Annotated in this window: 14 protein-coding genes; 8 read left to right on the top strand and 6 right to left on the bottom strand. The window is 64.7% G+C overall.

The genetic code is table 11. From position 1 onward, the window contains the following. The first annotated feature begins 107 nt into the window (after window positions 1–107). Window positions 108–407 carry an antibiotic biosynthesis monooxygenase family protein gene (locus C8J40_RS04240; protein ID WP_132895948.1) on the top strand — a complete coding sequence of 100 codons (300 nt, stop codon included), beginning with the start codon at window positions 108–110 and terminating at the stop codon, window positions 405–407. Between the two features lie 11 nt (window positions 408–418). Continuing rightward, complete coding sequence (locus tag C8J40_RS04235; protein ID WP_132895947.1) at window positions 419–1,321, top strand: Gfo/Idh/MocA family oxidoreductase; 903 nt, start codon at window positions 419–421, stop codon at window positions 1,319–1,321. 344 nt (window positions 1,322–1,665) lie between these two features. On the opposite strand, the gene C8J40_RS04230 is transcribed toward C8J40_RS04235, so the two are convergent. From C8J40_RS04230 to C8J40_RS04220, 3 genes are read right to left on the bottom strand one after another with little or no spacing between them, the layout of a single operon-like run. Continuing rightward, entirely contained in the window at window positions 1,666–2,388 is a 723-nt protein-coding gene (locus C8J40_RS04230; RefSeq protein ID WP_132895946.1) for a hypothetical protein, read from the bottom strand. After that, the gene (locus C8J40_RS04225) at window positions 2,385–2,999 is read right to left on the bottom strand and encodes a TadE family protein (protein ID WP_132896248.1); all 615 of its coding nucleotides are present in this window, start codon (window positions 2,997–2,999) and stop codon (window positions 2,385–2,387) included. Before C8J40_RS04225 ends, C8J40_RS04230 begins: the two co-directional genes overlap by 4 nt. Window positions 3,000–3,004: 5 nt before the next feature. Next, on the bottom strand, window positions 3,005–4,906 hold the full coding sequence (locus C8J40_RS04220; protein ID WP_132895945.1) for a TadE/TadG family type IV pilus assembly protein: 1,902 nt from the start codon (window positions 4,904–4,906) through the stop codon (window positions 3,005–3,007). 335 nt (window positions 4,907–5,241) lie between these two features. Between C8J40_RS04220 and C8J40_RS04215 the strand changes: the two genes are divergently transcribed. Then, window positions 5,242–6,888: a Na+/H+ antiporter gene (locus tag C8J40_RS04215; RefSeq protein WP_207894136.1), complete on the top strand. Its 1,647-nt coding sequence runs from the start codon at window positions 5,242–5,244 to the stop codon at window positions 6,886–6,888. Between the two features lie 361 nt (window positions 6,889–7,249). Here the strand turns inward: C8J40_RS04215 and C8J40_RS04210 are convergent, their stop codons facing one another. After that, on the bottom strand, window positions 7,250–7,609 hold the full coding sequence (locus C8J40_RS04210) for a hypothetical protein (protein WP_132895944.1): 360 nt from the start codon (window positions 7,607–7,609) through the stop codon (window positions 7,250–7,252). 191 nt (window positions 7,610–7,800) lie between these two features. Between C8J40_RS04210 and C8J40_RS04205 the strand changes: the two genes are divergently transcribed. Both C8J40_RS04205 and topA read left to right on the top strand, forming a co-directional pair. Beyond that, window positions 7,801–9,963 (top strand): TonB-dependent siderophore receptor, encoded by a 2,163-nt coding sequence (locus tag C8J40_RS04205; RefSeq protein WP_132895943.1) that lies wholly within the window; start codon window positions 7,801–7,803, stop codon window positions 9,961–9,963. Window positions 9,964–10,285: 322 nt separating this feature from the next. After that, window positions 10,286–12,889 (top strand): type I DNA topoisomerase, encoded by a 2,604-nt coding sequence (gene topA, locus C8J40_RS04200; RefSeq protein WP_132895942.1) that lies wholly within the window; start codon window positions 10,286–10,288, stop codon window positions 12,887–12,889. A 115-nt stretch (window positions 12,890–13,004) separates the two neighbouring features. Here topA and C8J40_RS04195 read toward each other — a convergent pair whose 3' ends face one another. Continuing rightward, entirely contained in the window at window positions 13,005–13,301 is a 297-nt protein-coding gene (locus C8J40_RS04195; protein ID WP_132895941.1) for a sel1 repeat family protein, read from the bottom strand. A 78-nt stretch (window positions 13,302–13,379) separates the two neighbouring features. Continuing rightward, on the bottom strand, window positions 13,380–14,231 hold the full coding sequence (gene panC / locus C8J40_RS04190; protein WP_132895940.1) for a pantoate--beta-alanine ligase: 852 nt from the start codon (window positions 14,229–14,231) through the stop codon (window positions 13,380–13,382). Between the two features lie 75 nt (window positions 14,232–14,306). Between panC and C8J40_RS04185 the strand changes: the two genes are divergently transcribed. From C8J40_RS04185 to C8J40_RS04175, 3 genes are all read left to right on the top strand, one after another. Continuing rightward, window positions 14,307–15,125, top strand: a complete 819-nt coding sequence (locus C8J40_RS04185; RefSeq protein WP_132895939.1) for a division plane positioning ATPase MipZ — start codon at window positions 14,307–14,309, stop codon at window positions 15,123–15,125. Then, window positions 15,122–15,376: a DnaJ domain-containing protein gene (locus C8J40_RS04180; RefSeq protein ID WP_132895938.1), complete on the top strand. Its 255-nt coding sequence runs from the start codon at window positions 15,122–15,124 to the stop codon at window positions 15,374–15,376. The genes C8J40_RS04185 and C8J40_RS04180 overlap by 4 nt, the downstream gene beginning before the upstream one ends. A 112-nt stretch (window positions 15,377–15,488) precedes the next feature. Then, on the top strand, window positions 15,489–16,862 hold the full coding sequence (locus C8J40_RS04175) for a phosphomannomutase/phosphoglucomutase (protein ID WP_132895937.1): 1,374 nt from the start codon (window positions 15,489–15,491) through the stop codon (window positions 16,860–16,862). The last annotated feature ends 33 nt before the right edge of the window (window positions 16,863–16,895 follow it).

The following is a 16,895-nucleotide window of genomic DNA, read 5'->3' as shown; positions in this document are numbered from 1 at the left end:
GAGGATCGGGAGGTCGCCAGACGTGAAGTCGGCTTGCCGGAATCACGGCGCTTGCCGCGCTCTCCCGATCCCGCCAGAACGCGGGCAAACTCAAAGAGGATGCCGCCATGTCCGTGAAGATCATCGCCTTCGTCACCGTGAAGCCCGGCAGCGAGGATGCGTTCGTCGAGGCCGCCCGCGTTTGCGTCGCCGCGTCGCGCGCCGAGCCGGGCGTGCTGCACTACGACCTGTGGCGCGAAGCGGATGGCGAACGCCGCTACGTCTTCAACGAACTCTACGCCGACGACACCGCGGTCCAGCACCACATGGCGTCCAATCATTTCAAGGCGTTCGGCCTCGCCGCGCGCGATCTTGCCGCCGCGCGCCCGGTGATCATCCAGACGCACGCCGTCGACGTCGCCGCCTGAGCGCGCGGACGATGCGCGTCGTGATGGCGGGGCTCGGCGACATCGCGCGCAAAGCCTATCTCCCAGTGTTGGCCGCGATGCCGGGGATCGAGCTCCACCTCGCCACGCGCAACCGCGATGTGCTCGCCGCACTCGGCGCGACCTACCGGATCGCGCATCGCCACGACAGCCTCGACGCGGCGCTCGCCTCCACCCGCTTCGACGCGGCGTTCGTCCATTCGGCGACGCCCGCGCACCCCGCGATGGTTGAGACGCTGCTTGCCCACGGTGCCGCGGTGCTGGTCGACAAGCCGCTCGCGGATACGTTCGACGCGGCCGCACGGCTGGTCGATCTCGCGCACCGCCAGGGTCGCCTGCTCGCCATCGGGTTCAACTGCCGCTTCGCCCCCGATTATGCCGCGCTGCGCAGCGAACCCCGCGCGTTCATGCTGATGCAGAAGCACCGCCACGCGCAGCCCGACACCCCGCGCCGAGTCATGTTCGACGACTTTATCCACGTCGTCGACACGCTCCGCTTCCTCGCCCCCGGCCCGATCGAGCGGACGCAAATCGAGACGATCGTCCGCGACGGTCTGCTGAGCGGCGTCACGCTGACGCTCGCCGGCGATGGCCATCACGCGATCGGCACGATGCAGCGCGACTCTGGGCTCGACGAGGAGCGGCTCGATATTATCGGTGGAGACCGCCGCCGCTCGGTCCTCAACCTGTCCGAGACGGGCGACCAGAACGGCACCGACACGCACGCCCGTCGCGGCGACTGGACCCCGGTCACCCGCCAGCGCGGCTTCGAAGCGATGTGCACCAACTTTCTCGCCGGCGTCCGCGAAGCCCGTCCCACCGCCGCCGAAGACATCCTCGCCACCCACCGTCTCTGCGAAGACATCGTCCGCCATGCGGAGGCAGGCAAGCAATAGGGTCAGCCGGTCTTCCACGGGCTGTCCGGAGTGGGAAGGAAAGCGGACAGGCGGCTTTCGGGCTGAAAGTTCAGCTTACTGAATTCCTAGATCAGGAACCACCTCGCCGTAGACAGAAGAGCAACCAAACTGCGGAAATATTGATTCCAGCCGCTCCGAGCGCGATCCACAGCAAACTAAGGTTGCGCTCGTGGTCTGTAGGGCAGCTAGGCACGCCGCCAGGGAGGCAATCGCCGATACCGGGACCAAGCATGGTCGAAAATGCACCTTATCCACGATGCCCCTCATAATAACCGTCTACCATCTTGTAGTGAATTACAGGCCCTACCCCTCACCAGCTAGGGTCACTGGGTATACAGGTTGCAGGTCGACGGCGTAGAGGTGGGCGCAGGATTATACATTTGAGAATAATCTCGCCGGTCGCGCACCACAAACGACGCGATATAGTGGATCGTTCGCGGAGGGGCGAGCCATGCACCGAACAGCGGCTTCGTCCGATAGTTTATCTCGACATACATCACCCCTGCGCCGCCAGGTGCCATGATGGGGGTCGAGCCGTTGTCGCTGATACCCAGCGGGAGGTCATACCCCTTGTCATTCACCGTAGCCGTGCTGCCAGCCGTCGTCGCCACGTTGGCTTTGAACTGACCGTCGAAACCCGTGCCGCTTTGAGCGCCGATACACCGCTGCCAGTGGATGCGCTGTACCGGTTGCGTGTCATAACTTTGCGCGACGTTTTCCAGGCTCGACAGCGTGATGCGCCCGTTCGCTGTCAGACTGATACCTGCACCCTGGTACCGCGCCGCTTGAAGGATATCGTTCACATCAACTTCGCGAAGCTGCTGCGTCGCCAAGTTGCTGTAAGCTCCGACACGAGAAGCGTTGTCGGCGAGGTTCAACGCGATCTGGCTGACCCGCATGTGGACTATAGCGAGGTTCGCCAATTCGACGCCGTAGCATCCGACCAACAGCACGATTGGCGCAGAAAGGGCGAACTCGATGAGCGCCAAGCCGGCTCGATCGCGATATAAGAGAAGTGCGAACCTGCGAAAATTGCCCTTGATCATGTGCATATCGTTGCGTTGGCGGAGACTGTCTGACCGGCGTAGGGCTGGTTCTTTAGCAGCGTGGTCGCTGCGATTGTCTGCATCGGCGACAATTTCATCAGCCCGGCTACTGGGAACAGACGCGGATAGGTGATCGTCATGGTGTATACCGTCACCGCGCTCGCCCCGCCTTGGCCGTTCAGGCCCGGGTCGGTATCCCATGCGCCGTTGCCGTTTACGTCCGTGTAACATTCGCCGGGATCGCGAACTCCGTTGCTGTTCGTGTCAGTAAACGGCTCGGGAGCGACCTCGCTGAAAGTGTCGTAGCTCTTGCGGGTCGAACACCACGTTCCGGTCGATCCCGAGGGCGCGCAATTATTGGTAAGATTTTTGATCAATGGCGTCATCAGCGTGATGACCTGTCCGTCAATGGTAGCGGCGTTGCTGGCGCCGCCTTCGAGCGCCGAATCCCGTGCCGCTTTCTGAATGGAACCATTGAGGATAGACTGCGCATAGGCCTGGTACAGCAGATCGCCCAGCCCCATCATTATCAACAGCATGACCGGGCAAACCAGAGCGAACTCGATCAGCGTCGCTCCGCGCCGATCTTTCGCCAGCCGCCTGCGGAGCATTACCATCACTTCGTGATCCGCAGCATGGCAAGATGCTGAGCAATCGACGTAAACGCTGCCGACAGGCCGTTGCCGCTGGTGGTGAAGAGCGCCTGGTTCGTCGTCGTCGCGCAGGTCTGCAACGGCGTCGATGTACTGGACGCGATCGCGACCGTCCACACATCGACATTGCGCGCCTTGGCGGCCGCGCACGCGGCAAGGAAGCGGGCGTTATGATAGCTCGTCAGTTTGCTGGTGTCGCCGTTGGCAACCCGCTTGTCATAATCCTCATAGCCGTACATCGAATAGGAATTGCTGTTCGGAGACATTACGCCGTCGGTAAGGAACACGATCACTCGGTTTGGCGGGTTGCGACCAGCCCATGTGGCGGTATCGTTCGCCCAAGCACCGGTGGGTGAAATCAGGCGACTGCCCCAGATCATGCCCGTGTCGTGGTAAGTGCCGCCCTGCGGCACGAAATCGGTCGCATACAGGTAATTGTAGATGTCGCTTCGCGCCATCACGCCAAGTCTCTTTACCGGCTTGCCACAGGCCGAATAGCCGCTCTGCATCATTGTAGTAGAACCCAAGCTTGGGCGGTTGTTGTTGTCGTCACCATTGGTGTAATCGGTCGCCGCGGTTCGCCAATATTCGATATCCTGCATATGCGGCCACCACCGCTTTGCCCCGCTCGGCTTCGCGTCAGGGTCGAGGTCGGAAGGCAGACTGTTTGTTGCGAAAACGGTCTGTCCGGGATTTTCAACCGGGGTTTCGACGCACCCGAGCCACTGCGTTTTAGAACCGTCAACTGCGGTGGGATCGGTCATCGACGATGCGCCGTTGACCAAGGAACTCACATCCCATTGAAGTTTCTTATATTCCCACCGTGGGCCAAGCGTATCCACCCTTTGAACGCAATAGCTGCTCGAAAAGAAACCGCCGCTCTTCCAATAGTAGTACGTGTTCGTAGCCGATCCCGATGAATTGTAGGTCAAAGGGGTAGAGGGATTGCGAACTGTTGGCCCCGTACAGGCAGTTTGCGACCTATTGTTAGGGGTACTATCGGACGTTGACGATACGTAGTCGTCAATGACACGTCGCGACTGGTAATAGGGCTGATCCGAAGACCCACCCGAACCGACAAGATAGCTGGGCGAGACGTCCAAGATCGCTTGTCCAGGATTCACGACCGAACTGTAGGAGACAAAGCCGTAGCGGACGTTCGTAGCGGGATCTGCATTAGCCGCGAATGCATCGTAGAAGCTCAGTACTGCTTTACGAAGCGCTTCCATGCGCGACACATTGCCTCCGTTCGATAACAGCTCATTTACGGCATAGCCCTTGCTGCCGGCATAGCCCGGTACGCCGCCGCTTGTCGGGCGCGTATAGGAATATGTGCCGGTCCCGCAGGTGTCGGGGCCGCCCGGTAGGCACGCCATTGAGCCCGTCGTATCCAGCACAAACATGACATCGGTGTCGGCAACGTCGTACCGGGCCTGACAATTTACCGCGATCGCTTTGTCGGGCATGTTGAAGATCTTCATCAATGTCATAGGCACCGTGGTCGAGGCGGTGCCGGCGACCTGGCTATCGCTGGTCTTGGTCGGCGTGAAGGCAACGTCGGTGCTTCCCATCCAGCCGGTCTTAAAGTTGTTAGAAAAGAAATTTTGCGCTTGCGTCACTGCAGTCGGATCGAGCGTGTTGTTGGTGCTCGTCATAAACTTGCGGCCCGCAAGGACCCCAGCATCACACGCTTGCTGAAGGCGCGCTTTGACGACGTAGAGACGCGCGACGTCTACCGCAGATCCGGCCAGTCCCAGCAGCGGAATGAGAAACGCGGCCATCATCGCCAGCGTGTTGCCGCGCCGGTCGCGGACAAGGCGCATGAGGAAGCCCGCGCGCGCGCGGTTGTCGCCAGACGTTGTCATGAAAAATCCACAAGCTCTGCCTCGTTACTTGGGGAGGCGTGTAAGCGCGCAGCCCATAAATCCGACTGAACCAAAATGATTAATTATGCGGCCACAAATCCGATAACCCACATATCCGATAACGACGTGCAGCTTTCTCCGTAGCCAATAATCAAACAATAGAGCCGCCTTCTCGCAAAGGGGATGGAGCGGGAGAGCCCCCCCCCCCGCCCGATGGTGCTGACAGCCGTCCGATTTGTTGGGTGAGACCAGACGGGAGCGCTCACCAGGCGATCCCCAAAACGCCGTCGATCCGTGTATAGGGACGCCTCCACATCACCCGAGGGCCCGCCGTTTTGCAGATCGTTACCTTGTGCCTGTTCCTGTTGCTCGCGGTCGTCATCAGCGGGATGGCGTCGCGGATGTTGCCCTCCGCACTGCCGCGGCCACTCGTTCAGATCGCGCTCGGCGCCTTGATCGGGATGGTCGCGCATGTCCGCGTCGAGCTCGATCCCGAACTCTTCTTCCTGCTGCTGGTGCCGCCTCTGCTGTTCCTCGATGGCTGGCGCATCCCCAAGGACGAGCTGTTTCGCGATCGCGGTGCGGTGCTTGGGCTGGCGCTCGGGCTCGTCTTCCTGACCGTGCTCGGCATGGGCGTGTTCATTCACTGGCTGATCCCGACGATGCCGCTCGGCGTCGCGTTCGCCCTCGCGGCGGTGGTCTCGCCGACCGATCCGATCGCGGTCTCCGCGGTCGCGCAGAAGGCGCCGATCCCGAAGCGCATGATGCACATCCTCGAGGGCGAGGCGCTGCTCAACGACGCGTCGGGGCTGGTTTGCGTGCGGTTCGCGATCGCCGCGGTGCTGACCGGTGGCTTCTCGCTCGGCGAGGCGACGCTGACGTTCGCGTGGATGGCGCTCGCGGGCGTCGCGATCGGCGTCGGCATTACCTGGGCGATCGTCGCGAGCAAGGCCGCGTTCGCGCGGAAGTTCGGCGACGAGACCGGCTCGAACATCCTCGTCAGCCTGCTGATCCCGTTCGCCGCCTATCTGGCCGCCGAGCATGTCCATGCCTCGGGCGTGCTCGCCGCCGCCGCCGCCGGGATCGCGATGACCTTTACCGGCGCCACCACCAGCGTCGCGGCGGGCACGCGGATCCGTCGCCGTGCGGTGTGGGACATGCTCCAGTTCACGCTCAACGGCGTGATCTTCGTGCTGCTCGGCGAGCAATTGCCCGAGGTGTTCGTCCGCGCGCGCGATACGGTCACGACGACCGGGCATGTCAGCCCGTGGTGGCTGGCGGTGTACGTGCTGGCGGTGGTCGCGGGGCTCGCGCTGCTCCGGTTCGGCTGGGTGTGGGTGTCGATGCAGTTCACGCTGTTGCGCGCGCGCCGCCGCAACGACGAGGCGGTCAGTCCGCCGCGACGGATCATCGCGGCGATGTCGGCGGCGGGCGCGCGCGGCGCGATCACGCTGGCCGGCGCGCTGACGCTGCCGCTCACGCTGAACGACGGCACGCCGTTTCCCGCACGCGATCTGGTGATCTTCCTTGCCTCAGGGGTCATCCTGTCGTCGCTGGTGATCGCCGCGGTCGCGCTGCCGCTGCTGTTGCGCAATCTGAACCTGCCGCCCGACGAGGGCGTGGCGGCGGCACGCGATCGGGCGCGGCTGGTGTCGGCCAAGGCGGCTATCGCCGAACTCGACCGCGTCCAGCACCAGATGGCGGAAGGCCGCGACGATCCCGACCGGTTCACCGACATCGCCGCGCGGCTGATGGATCAGTATCGCGAGCGGATCGACAGCCTGGCGACGCTGCCCGAGGATCGCACCGGACAGGCGGATGCACCGATCGAGCGCGACATGCGGCTCGCCGCCGTCCGCGCGGAACGCAATGCGATCTTCGATCTGGCAAGGCGGCGTGAAATCGGCGTGACGCTGGCGGAGCAACTCGGCCGCGAGCTCGACCTGATCGATGCGCGCCTGTCGCGACAGGGGCTTGCGTAAGCACGGGTAGAGCAGGGACACGGGCAGAGCAGGATTTTGCGCTCCGCCTGCCCGTGTGACTGAAACCGGCGGAGCGCAGAAGGTACGCGTTACTCAGCGAATCCTCTGCGGCCGCTTTGCAAGGACTTGGTGAATTTTTGGTGAACGATGGCGCCCCGCCCGTCCGTGCGACACTCTCGTATCCGGGCGGGGCGCCAAGGACGCAGCGCTTTGAGGCGCGCATCGCTGGCCATAAGCTAGCATCAGATTCTCACAGCGGAAGCACAGCCTGTCACGCGTGCGGCTCGCTTGGTCCGATATGTGTCCAAATCATGGCCATTGGCGCGCGTTTTGCCGCCAAGACCTTGTTAACGGCTGATCTTCAGTCGCCCGCGATCGTCTGCAGGGCCGTCGGATCGGGGATCTTCAGCTTTCGCAGACGGGCGATCACGTCGCGAGCGCCCGCCGGCGCGGCCTGTAGGAACAGCGCGAAAAGTGCCTCGTCGTCGAACGACTCCAGCGCGGTGCCGATCGGCAACGCAATGATCTGGCGGCTGCGTGCGCCCGGCTGCGCCTCCAGCACGATCGTCCGCCACGCCATCCCGACCGGCGGCGCACCCGTGACGTCGGCAAACTCTCCCGGCACCATGTTGCGGATCCGCAACCGCCGGTCCGCCGCCTTGCCGAACCATGCTGCGTCGCCCGCGGTCGCGATCTCGATCGCCAAATCCCGTCCGTTCATGTCGTCCTCGATCCTGCCGTTCTCCGGAGGCGGTGCTGCGGGAGCACAGCGGATGCAAGCGTTTGCGGACGCCTTCGCCACGAACTGGTGCGCAAATGCCACAATTTCCTTTTGCATAATGGAATGACGTTCTTCGCTATTGATAATAGTTATCATCAGCGGTAGCGCGCCGTCATTACGAAAGGGAACTCATGACACGACGTTTCGGCCTGGCCGTCCTGCTGGCCTCGGCAGCCGCCGCCCCGAGCTATGCACAGACCGCACCCGATGCCACCGCCAACGGCCCCGATACCGGGATCGTCGTCGTCACCGGCCAGCATCCGCGCAACCAGGCGTCGTCGGGCACCAAGACCGACACGCCGCTCGCCGAAACGCCGCAGTCGATCAGCGTCATCACCAGCGACGACATTACCGGCCGCAGCCTGCAGAACCTGAACCAGGCGCTCCGATTCGTCGCGGGCGTCACGCCCGAGACGCGCGGCGCCAGCGCGGAAGTCTACGACCAGTTCAAGCTTCGCGGGTTCGACGCGCCGGTCTATCTCGACGGGCTCAAGCAATTCGGCAGCCCATCCGGTTACGCCGTGCCGCAGGTCGACGTCTCGCGACTCGACCGGATCGAGGTCATCAAGGGCCCGGCCTCGGTGCTGTACGGCCAGTCGAGCCCCGGCGGCCTCGTGGCGGAATCGAGCAAGTTGCCGCTCGACCAGCCGCTATATGGCGCGATTAACGGCACCTACGGCAATTACGATCTCTACCGTGTCGATGCCGATATTGGCGGGCGCGCGGGCGACGGCGTGCTGTGGCGGATCAACGGCAGCGCGAACGGCGCCGACACGCAGCAGAAGTTCGGCAAGCGCGAGCGCCAGACCGTCTCCGCCGCAGTGACCGCCGGCGCCGGCAGCTCGACCAGCTTCACGCTGCTCGGCGCCTATTCACACGATCCATACAATGGCGATTACGGCGTGTTCCCGGCGAGCGGCACGTTGCTCGCCAACCCCAACGGCAAGCTGCCAACCAGCTTCGACGGGGGCGAGGCGGGCAACCGGTTCAGCCGCAAACAGGCCGCGCTCACCTACATCTTCCGCCATGATTTCGGTGGCGGCTGGGCGTTCCGTTCGTCGGGCCGGTATCAGTATGTGAAGGCGAACCTAGGGCTGATCTACACTGCAGGCGGGCTAGATGCGCGCGACCCGACCGGGCAGACGTTCCTCCGCGCCTCCTACGCGACGCGCGAACAGCTCAACAACTGGACGTTCGACAACCAGTTGAGCGGCACCGTCCAGACCGGTCCGATCAAGCACACGTTGTTGTTCGGCGTCGATCGCCAGGTCGCACATTCGATCGAGGACGCCGCGTTCGGCACGGCGCCGTCGCTCAACGGCTATGCCCCGGTCTACGGCACCGTCAGCGTCCCACGGACGCCATCGCAAGTTCCGACGGAATACGGTGTTGGCAACACGACCATCCGCCAGCGCCAACAGGGCATCTACGCGCAGGACCAGATGGCGCTCGGCGACCTCCGCGTCGTGCTCAGCGGTCGGCAGGACTGGGCGCGCGCGCAGCAGATCAACCTCGGCGTCAAGCACGACGAGAAGTTCACCTATCGCGCCGCCGCGCTGTACACGCTGCCGTTCGGGCTCGCGCCGTATGTCAGCTATTCGACCTCGTTCGAGCAGCAGGCCAGCCTGATCGAACTCAGCGACGGATCGTCGGGTCTCGCCGACCCATCGCTTGGCAAACAGCTCGAAGCGGGCGCCAAGTTCACCATACCGGGCACGCAGATCCTGCTCTCGGGTGCGTGGTTCCGGATCGACCAGACCAACGTTCTCACCTCGACGCCGAACTTCTCGCGATCGCGCCAGACCGGTGGCGTGCGGTCGCAAGGCGTCGAGTTCGAGGGTACCGCACCGTTGCCCTACGGCTTCAACGCCCGCGCCGCGTTCAGCCGTCAGCGCGTCAAGGTCACCGAGGATGCCGACAACCCGACGCGCGTCGGCCGCGGGCTCGAAACCGTCGGCCGCGGCGGTACGACGCTCGGCCTCGACTGGACCCCGCCCGAGGGTCCGCTCGCAGGGCTGACGGTCGGCGGGGCGATGCGCCATGTCGACCAGGTCTATGCAGGCGTCACGCCCGGCGAGACCGAGGGTCGCAACAGCCCGTCCTACACCGTGTACGATGCGCTGATCCGCTACGACCTGGAAAAGTTCGCACCGTCGCTGCGCGGTCTCAGCCTGGCGGTCAACGGCGCCAACATCTTCGACAAGAAGTATCTGACGTCGTGCTTCGCCAACTATAATTGGTGCTGGTACGGCAACCGCCGCACCGTCCAGGCGACGATCGGCTACCGCTTCTAAGGCCCCCTTACGATCCTCCCCCGCCAGGGGGAGGTGGCTGGCGCTTGCCAGACGGAGGGGAGGAAAGCGATAACGTCTGCGCCCTGTCCTCCCCATCCGTCACCTTCGGCGAGACCTCCCCCTGGCGGGGGAGGATCGTTCGGTTTCGACTCAGAATCCTGTCGCTTAAGAGCAATTTGCCTCGGAGATTACCCGCCCCCTCTGGAAAACCGGCTGCCTCGACGGCACTTGATGCACGTCATTCCGGATCGTCCCCGGGTTGACGCGGCCACCCCGACGCCGTCACCCTCGTACGCGTACACGTAAGGACCCCGGTTTCCCCATGCAGCTTGTCATCGTCGAATCGCCTGCCAAGGCCAAAACCATCGAGAAGTATCTGGGCAGCGATTACCGCGTCCTGGCCAGCTACGGCCATGTCCGCGACCTGCCGCCCAAAGACGGCTCGGTCGATCCCGACGACGCCTTCGCGATGACGTGGGAGAATTACGCGGACAAGTCGAAGCAGCTGAAGGCGATCACCGATCTCGCCAAGCTCGCCGACCGCCTGATCCTCGCGACCGATCCGGATCGCGAGGGCGAGGCGATTTCGTGGCATGTCCGCGAAGTGCTGCGTGCACGGAAGGCACTCCCCAAGGAGGTCGAGCGCGTCACCTTCAACGCGATCACTAAGGCGACGGTGACCGAGGCAATGAAGAACCCGCGCGAGCTCGACGACGATCTGATCGATGCCTACCGCGCCCGCCGCGCGCTCGATTATCTGGTCGGCTTCACGCTGTCGCCGGTGCTGTGGCGCAAGCTGCCCGGCGCCAAGTCCGCCGGTCGCGTCCAGTCCGTCTCGCTCCGCCTGATCGTCCAGCGCGAGCGCGAGATCGACGTCTTCAAGCCGCAGGAATACTGGTCGGTCACGGCCGAGATGGAGCATGACGGCACCGCGTTCACGTCGCGCCTAACGCAATTCGAGGGCAACAAGCTCGACCGCCTCTCGATCGGCAACGAAGGCGATGCCCTGCGCGCCAAGCAGGCCGTGCTCGACGGCAATTTCTCGGTCCAGTCGGTCGAGACCAAGCCCGCCGGTCGCAACCCGCCGCCGCCGTTCACCACGTCGACCTTGCAGCAGGAAGCCTCGCGCAAACTCGGTTTCTCGGCAGATCACACGATGCGGATCGCGCAGGGCCTCTACGAGGACGGCGCGATCACCTATATGCGTACCGACGGCGTGCAGATGGATAGCAGCGCGATTTCGGCCGCGCGTCTCGCCGTCGCGAACCGCTTCGACGCGAGCTATGTCCCCGACAAGCCACGCCAATATCAGTCGAAGGCGAAGAACGCACAGGAAGCGCACGAGGCGATCCGCCCGACCGATTTCGGCAAGGACAAGGCCGGCGGCGGCGATCACGCGCGCCTCTACGACCTGATCTTCAAGCGCGCGCTGGCGAGCCAGATGGCGTCCGCCCGCATGGAGCGCACGACGGTCGAGATGGCTGACGGCACCGGCCGCAACATCCTCCGCGCTACCGGCCAGGTCGTACTCTTCCCCGGCTACCTAGCCTTGTACGAGGAAGGGTCTGACGATTCCGCCGACGAAGACGCCCGCCGCCTGCCGCGGATGCGCGAAGGCGATGCGCCCGCCAAGAAGAAGGTCGACGCCGAGCAGCATTTCACCCAGCCGCCGCCGCGGTTTTCCGAAGCCTCGCTGGTCAAGCGTATGGAGGAACTCGGCATCGGCCGCCCGTCCACCTACGCCTCGATCATCAAGACGCTGAAGGACCGCGCCTACGTCCGGATCGAGAAGAACCGCTTCTTCGCCGAAGAGTCCGGGCGGCTGGTGACGGCGTTCCTCGAACGCTTCTTCGAGAAATATGTCGGCTACGACTACACCGCAGAGTTGGAGGAAGAACTCGACGACGTCTCCGGCGGCCGCGCGCAGTGGCAGTCGGTGCTCGACGCCTTCTGGCGCGATTTCAAGCCGCGCACCAACGAGGTGATGGAGCAGCAGCCGTCCGCGATCACCGCCGAACTCGACACCTTCCTCGCGCCGTACCTGTTCCCGGCCAAGGCGGACGGCGGCGATCCGCGTCTCTGCCCCAACTGCGGCGAGGGCCAGCTGGCGCTGCGTGGCGGCAAGTTCGGCGCATTCATCGCGTGCTCGAACTATCCCGATTGCAAATACACGCGCCGCTTCGCGCAGCCCGGCGGCGACGCCGAGGCGGATGCCGGCCCGTCGACGCTCGGCACGCACCCCGACACCGGTCAGCCGATCGAGCGCAAATCGGGACGCTTCGGCCCGTATCTGCAGATTGGCGAAGGCGAAGACCGCAAGATGGCGTCGATCCCGAAGGATATCGGCGAGCTCAATCTGGAGTGGGCGGTCAAGCTGCTCTCGCTCCCACGGACCGTCGGCAACCACCCCGAGACCGGCGAACCGATCATTTCGACGATCGGCAAGTTCGGGCCGTATCTGAAGCATGCGGGCAAGTATGCGCGGCTTCAGACCACGGCGGACGTGTTCGAGACGGGCATGAATGCGGCGGTGGTGAAGCTTGCCGAAGCGGCCGCTGGCGGCGGACGTACCGCGCGTGGGGCTCAGGCGCCGTTGAAGATATTAGGCAACCATCCGCGTACCGAGGCCGAGATTAAGCTGATGGAAGGGCGTTACGGCGCCTACGTCACCGACGGCACGACCAACGCTACGCTGCCCAAGTCGATCGAGAAGGACCAGCTGACGCTTGAGGAAGCCGCGTCTTTGATCGACGCGCGTGCCGCCGCTGCGCCGGCAACGAAGAAGAAGAAAGCGCCCGCCAAGAAGCCGGCGGCGAAGAAGGCACCGGCCAAGGACGCGGCTGAGGCGAAAGCCCCAGCCAAGAAGGCCCCGGCTAAAAAGGCCCCTGCCAAGAAAGCCGCCCCAAAGAAGAAAGCCGAAGCCTAATCCCCCTCCCGCTCGCGGGAGGGGCTAGGGGAGGGACCGAAATACCCCACGAACGCGACGTTCGCGGTGATCCCCTCCCCCGACCCCTCCCGCAAGCGGAAGGGGAGCCTTCAGCTCAAGCCGCCCGGCGTTGCGTCAACTGCATCCAATCCCGCGCGGCGCGCTGCGCCACCGAAATCTCCCGCGCGGTCATGTCCTCGGCGATCTCCGCGCGGCATTCCTGCGCCGCGATGTTCCCCGACACCGCCGCCAGGTTGAACCACTTGTGCGCTTCGATCAGGTCGAGCACGACGCCCGACGTCCCCGTCGAATACACCATCCCGAGTTCGTAGCACGCCCGGTCGTCGCCGCGCGCCGCATCCGCCAGACGGCGTTCGATCAGAAAATTCGCGTTCTTGAGACTGCTGCCCATGGTCTTGCCCCCAATGTTCTTGAAGGCATCCTGCGGTGATTCGGACTTCCAAATGGTTAATGGGTTAACGTCTGCTTTTTACAACTCGCCCGGACGGTCGATCGCGATGTTATCGATCAGCCGCGTCGCACCCATCCGCGCCGCCGCCAGCAACCGCCGCGGACGCTCCGCCGCAGGGTTCTCCGCCAGTGTCTCGGCATCCGCCAGCGCGACGTAATCGATCGTGAACCCCGCCCCGACCAAGGTCGTGCGCGCATCGTCGAGCACCGACTCGACGTCCTCGCCCTTCGCGATCGCACGCGCGGCGACGCCCAGCGCGCGCGGCAGGGCCACCGCCTGCTTGCGCTGCTCGTCGTCGAGATAGATGTTGCGCGACGACATCGCCAAACCGTCGTCGTCGCGCTGCGTCGGCACCCCGACGATATCGATCGAGAAGTCGAGATCGGCAACGAACCGCCGGACGACAGCCAGTTGCTGGTAATCCTTCTCGCCGAAATACGCCGCATCGGGGCCGACCTGGTTGAACAGCTTCGACACGACCGTCGCGACGCCGTCGAAATGGCCGGGACGCGAGGCGCCGTCGAACCCGTCGCTGACACCCGAGACGCGCACCGACGTCGCGAAGCCATCGGGATACATCGTCTCGACCGACGGCAGCCAGAGCAGGTCGCACCCGGCCTCGTTGAGCATCCGGATATCGGCCATCTCACGCCGCGGATAGCGCGACAGATCCTCGTTCGGCCCGAACTGCGTCGGATTGACGAAGATCGACGCGACGACCTTCGTCCCCGGCCGCTTCGCCGCCTCGATCAGCGCGACATGGCCGGCGTGGAGCGCCCCCATCGTCGGGACGAGCGCAACGCGCTGCCCCGCCGCACGGAAGGCGGCGACGCTTTCGCGCAACGCATTAAGGTCCCGGACGGTGTCCACGTGAAACTCCTACTCGATAAGTGCGGTCGCGGCTTCTATGAAGGGTGACTGTTACGATCAATAAGGAAACGCGCGTTGGCCACGGGCCCTGACTCACCCCAAGCTTCGACGCACGTCATCGTGTTCGCCAACGAGAAGGGCGGCACGGGCAAGTCGACGACCGCGGTGCACGTCGCGATCGCGCTCGCCGCGAAGGGTGCGCGCGTCGCGTGTCTCGATCTGGACCACCGCCAGCGCACCGTCGGCCGCTATCTCGACAACCGCGCCGAGACGATGAAGCGTAACGGCTCGGTGCTGCCGATGCCGCGCCACGCGACGCTGTCGGACCAGAGCGAGGACCAGTTCGAGGATCTCTGGCACTCGCTCTGCGAAGGCTCGGACTTCCTGGTCGTCGACACGCCGGGCCGCGACGATCCTTTTGCCCGCACCGCTGCGGCGCTGGCGAACACGCTGGTCACGCCGATGAACGACAGCTTCGTCGACTTCGACCTGATCGGTCAGGTCGATCCCGAGACGTATCAGGTGACCCGCCCAAGCTTCTATTCCGAACTCATCTGGGACGCGCGGAAGCAGCGCGCACGCGCCGACGGCACGACGATCGACTGGGTCGTCCTGCGCAACCGCCTCCAGCACATCGAGGCGCGCAACATGCGCCGCGTATCGGACGCGCTCGCGCAGCTGGCCAAGCGCGTCGGCTTCCGGATCATCCCGGGCCTCGGCGAGCGCGTGATCTACCGCGAGATGTTCCCCGCCGGCCTGACGATGATCGACTCGAAGGCGTTCGGCAGCATGGGCCTCGGCCACGTCGCTGCGCGCCAGGAACTGCGCGAGATGATGGCCGCATTGCAGTTGCCCGAGGTGGTCGCCGAGCGCGCACCGGATGTGGCTGCGTGAAGTGGATCGTAGCCGCGCTGTTTATCTGGGCGGCGTGGCATTACCTGCGCCCGAAGCCGAAGCAGCGCGTCGTCACCGATGAAGCAGAGGCTCGGTCGATCCTTGGCATAGACCGCAGCGCGGACGCAGACGCGATCCGCAGCGCACACCGCCGCCTGATCGCCTCGGTTCACCCCGACCGCGGCGGCTCTACCGACCTGACGCGGCGAGTGAACGCCGCGCGGGATCTGCTGCTGAAGCGGTCGCGCTAAACCGTTCTCCTGCGAACGCAAGGAGCCCAGGGTTACGAACGCTGTCGCTCTTGGCTCCCGGGCCCCCGCTTTCGCGGGGGAACCGCAGTGAGACATAATCGTCGAGAGGCCCATGACCCATCAGTTCGACCCGACCTCGCTCCGCGAATACGACATCCGCGGGATCGTCGGCAAAGCGCTCGGCCCCGCCGACGCCGTCGCGATCGGCCGAGGCTTCGCCACCCGCATCCGCGCCGCCGGCGGCACCCGCGTCACGGTCGGCTATGACGGCCGCAATTCCTCCCCCGAACTCGAAGCCGCGCTTGTCGCCGGCCTCACCGCCGGCGGCGTCGACGTCGTCCGGATCGGCCTCAGTACCTCGCCGATGCTCTACTACGCCGAGGCGACGCTAGAAGTGGATGGCGGCATCCAGGTAACCGGCAGCCACAATCCCCCCGAGTATAACGGCTTCAAGATGGTACACGCCCACGCGCCATTTTTCGGCGACGACATCCAGGGCCTGGCCACACTCGCCGCGTCGGGCGCCTGGAGCGAAGGCGCGGGCGAAATCACAACCGCCGATGTGCTCGACGCCTATGTCGGGCGACTGATGCTCGGCTATGCGGGCGGTGCGTACCGGATCGGCTGGGACACGGGCAACGGCGCGGCCGGCCCGGCAATCGAGAAGCTCGTCCAGCTGCTGCCGGGTGAGCATCATGTGATCTTCGCCGAAGTCGACGGCAATTTTCCCAACCATCATCCCGATCCTACCGAAGAGGCGAACCTTGCCGATCTCAAGCGCCTGGTCGCGGAGAAGAACCTCGATTTCGGACTGGCCTTCGATGGCGACGGCGACCGGATCGGCGCAGTCGACGGTTTGGGGCGGGTGATTTGGGGCGACCAGATTCTCTCCATATTGGTCGAACCTGCACTGCGCGAGCATCCGGGCGCGCCGATCGTTGCGGACGTGAAGTCTTCGCAAGCGCTGTTCGACCGAATCGCCGAACTGGGCGGCGAGCCGGTCATGGCTCCCACCGGCCACAGCCTGATGAAGACAGCAATGACCCGCACCGGCGCGCCCTTGGGAGGCGAACTCAGCGGCCACCTTTTCTTCGCCGGCGAGTATTACGGCTTCGATGATGCGCTGTATGCGGCGGTGCGGCTGATCCGTGCGGTGCATCTGTCGGGTCGCTCGCTCACCGAACTGCGCGACGGGATGCCGGCGCTGGTGGCGACGCCCGACCTGCGCTTTCCGGTCGAGGACGCGCGCAAATTCGCGGTGGTCGACGAGGTGATCGCACGGTTGAAAGAGGATGGCGCGGAGATGAACCTCACCGACGGCGCGCGTGTGACGACACCCGAAGGCTGGTGGCTCCTCCGCGCGTCGAACACACAGGCGATGCTTACGGTTCGCGCGGAGGCGAAGGATCAGGCGGCGCTCGACGCGCTGCTCGCGGAGGTCGACGCGCAACTCGCGGTCAGCGGTGTTGCGAGATCGGTACCATAACAAGGCCGCCACCCCGGCGAAGGCCGGGGCCCA

It is taken from the genome of Sphingomonas sp. PP-CC-3A-396 (genome assembly GCF_004343105.1).
In the GTDB taxonomy this organism is placed as follows: Bacteria; Pseudomonadota; Alphaproteobacteria; order Sphingomonadales; family Sphingomonadaceae; genus Sphingomonas.
The sequence above is the reverse complement of the archived record's forward strand: the minus strand, read 5'-3'. Positions and strand labels throughout refer to the sequence as shown.

Bases quoted from the DNA above. Each gene is read 5' to 3' on its own strand.
- C8J40_RS04235 (WP_132895947.1), top strand. From the start codon at position 419: ATGCGCGTCGTGATGGCGGGGCTCGGCGACATCGCGCGCAAAGCCTAT.
- topA (WP_132895942.1), top strand. From the start codon at position 10,286: ATGCAGCTTGTCATCGTCGAATCGCCTGCCAAGGCCAAAACCATCGAG.
- C8J40_RS04240 (WP_132895948.1), top strand. From the start codon at position 108: ATGTCCGTGAAGATCATCGCCTTCGTCACCGTGAAGCCCGGCAGCGAG.
- C8J40_RS04225 (WP_132896248.1), bottom strand. From the start codon at position 2,999: ATGCTCCGCAGGCGGCTGGCGAAAGATCGGCGCGGAGCGACGCTGATC.
- C8J40_RS04220 (WP_132895945.1), bottom strand. From the start codon at position 4,906: ATGACAACGTCTGGCGACAACCGCGCGCGCGCGGGCTTCCTCATGCGC.
- C8J40_RS04195 (WP_132895941.1), bottom strand. From the start codon at position 13,301: ATGGGCAGCAGTCTCAAGAACGCGAATTTTCTGATCGAACGCCGTCTG.
- C8J40_RS04205 (WP_132895943.1), top strand. From the start codon at position 7,801: ATGACACGACGTTTCGGCCTGGCCGTCCTGCTGGCCTCGGCAGCCGCC.
- C8J40_RS04230 (WP_132895946.1), bottom strand. From the start codon at position 2,388: ATGATCAAGGGCAATTTTCGCAGGTTCGCACTTCTCTTATATCGCGAT.
- C8J40_RS04175 (WP_132895937.1), top strand. From the start codon at position 15,489: ATGACCCATCAGTTCGACCCGACCTCGCTCCGCGAATACGACATCCGC.
- C8J40_RS04210 (WP_132895944.1), bottom strand. From the start codon at position 7,609: ATGAACGGACGGGATTTGGCGATCGAGATCGCGACCGCGGGCGACGCA.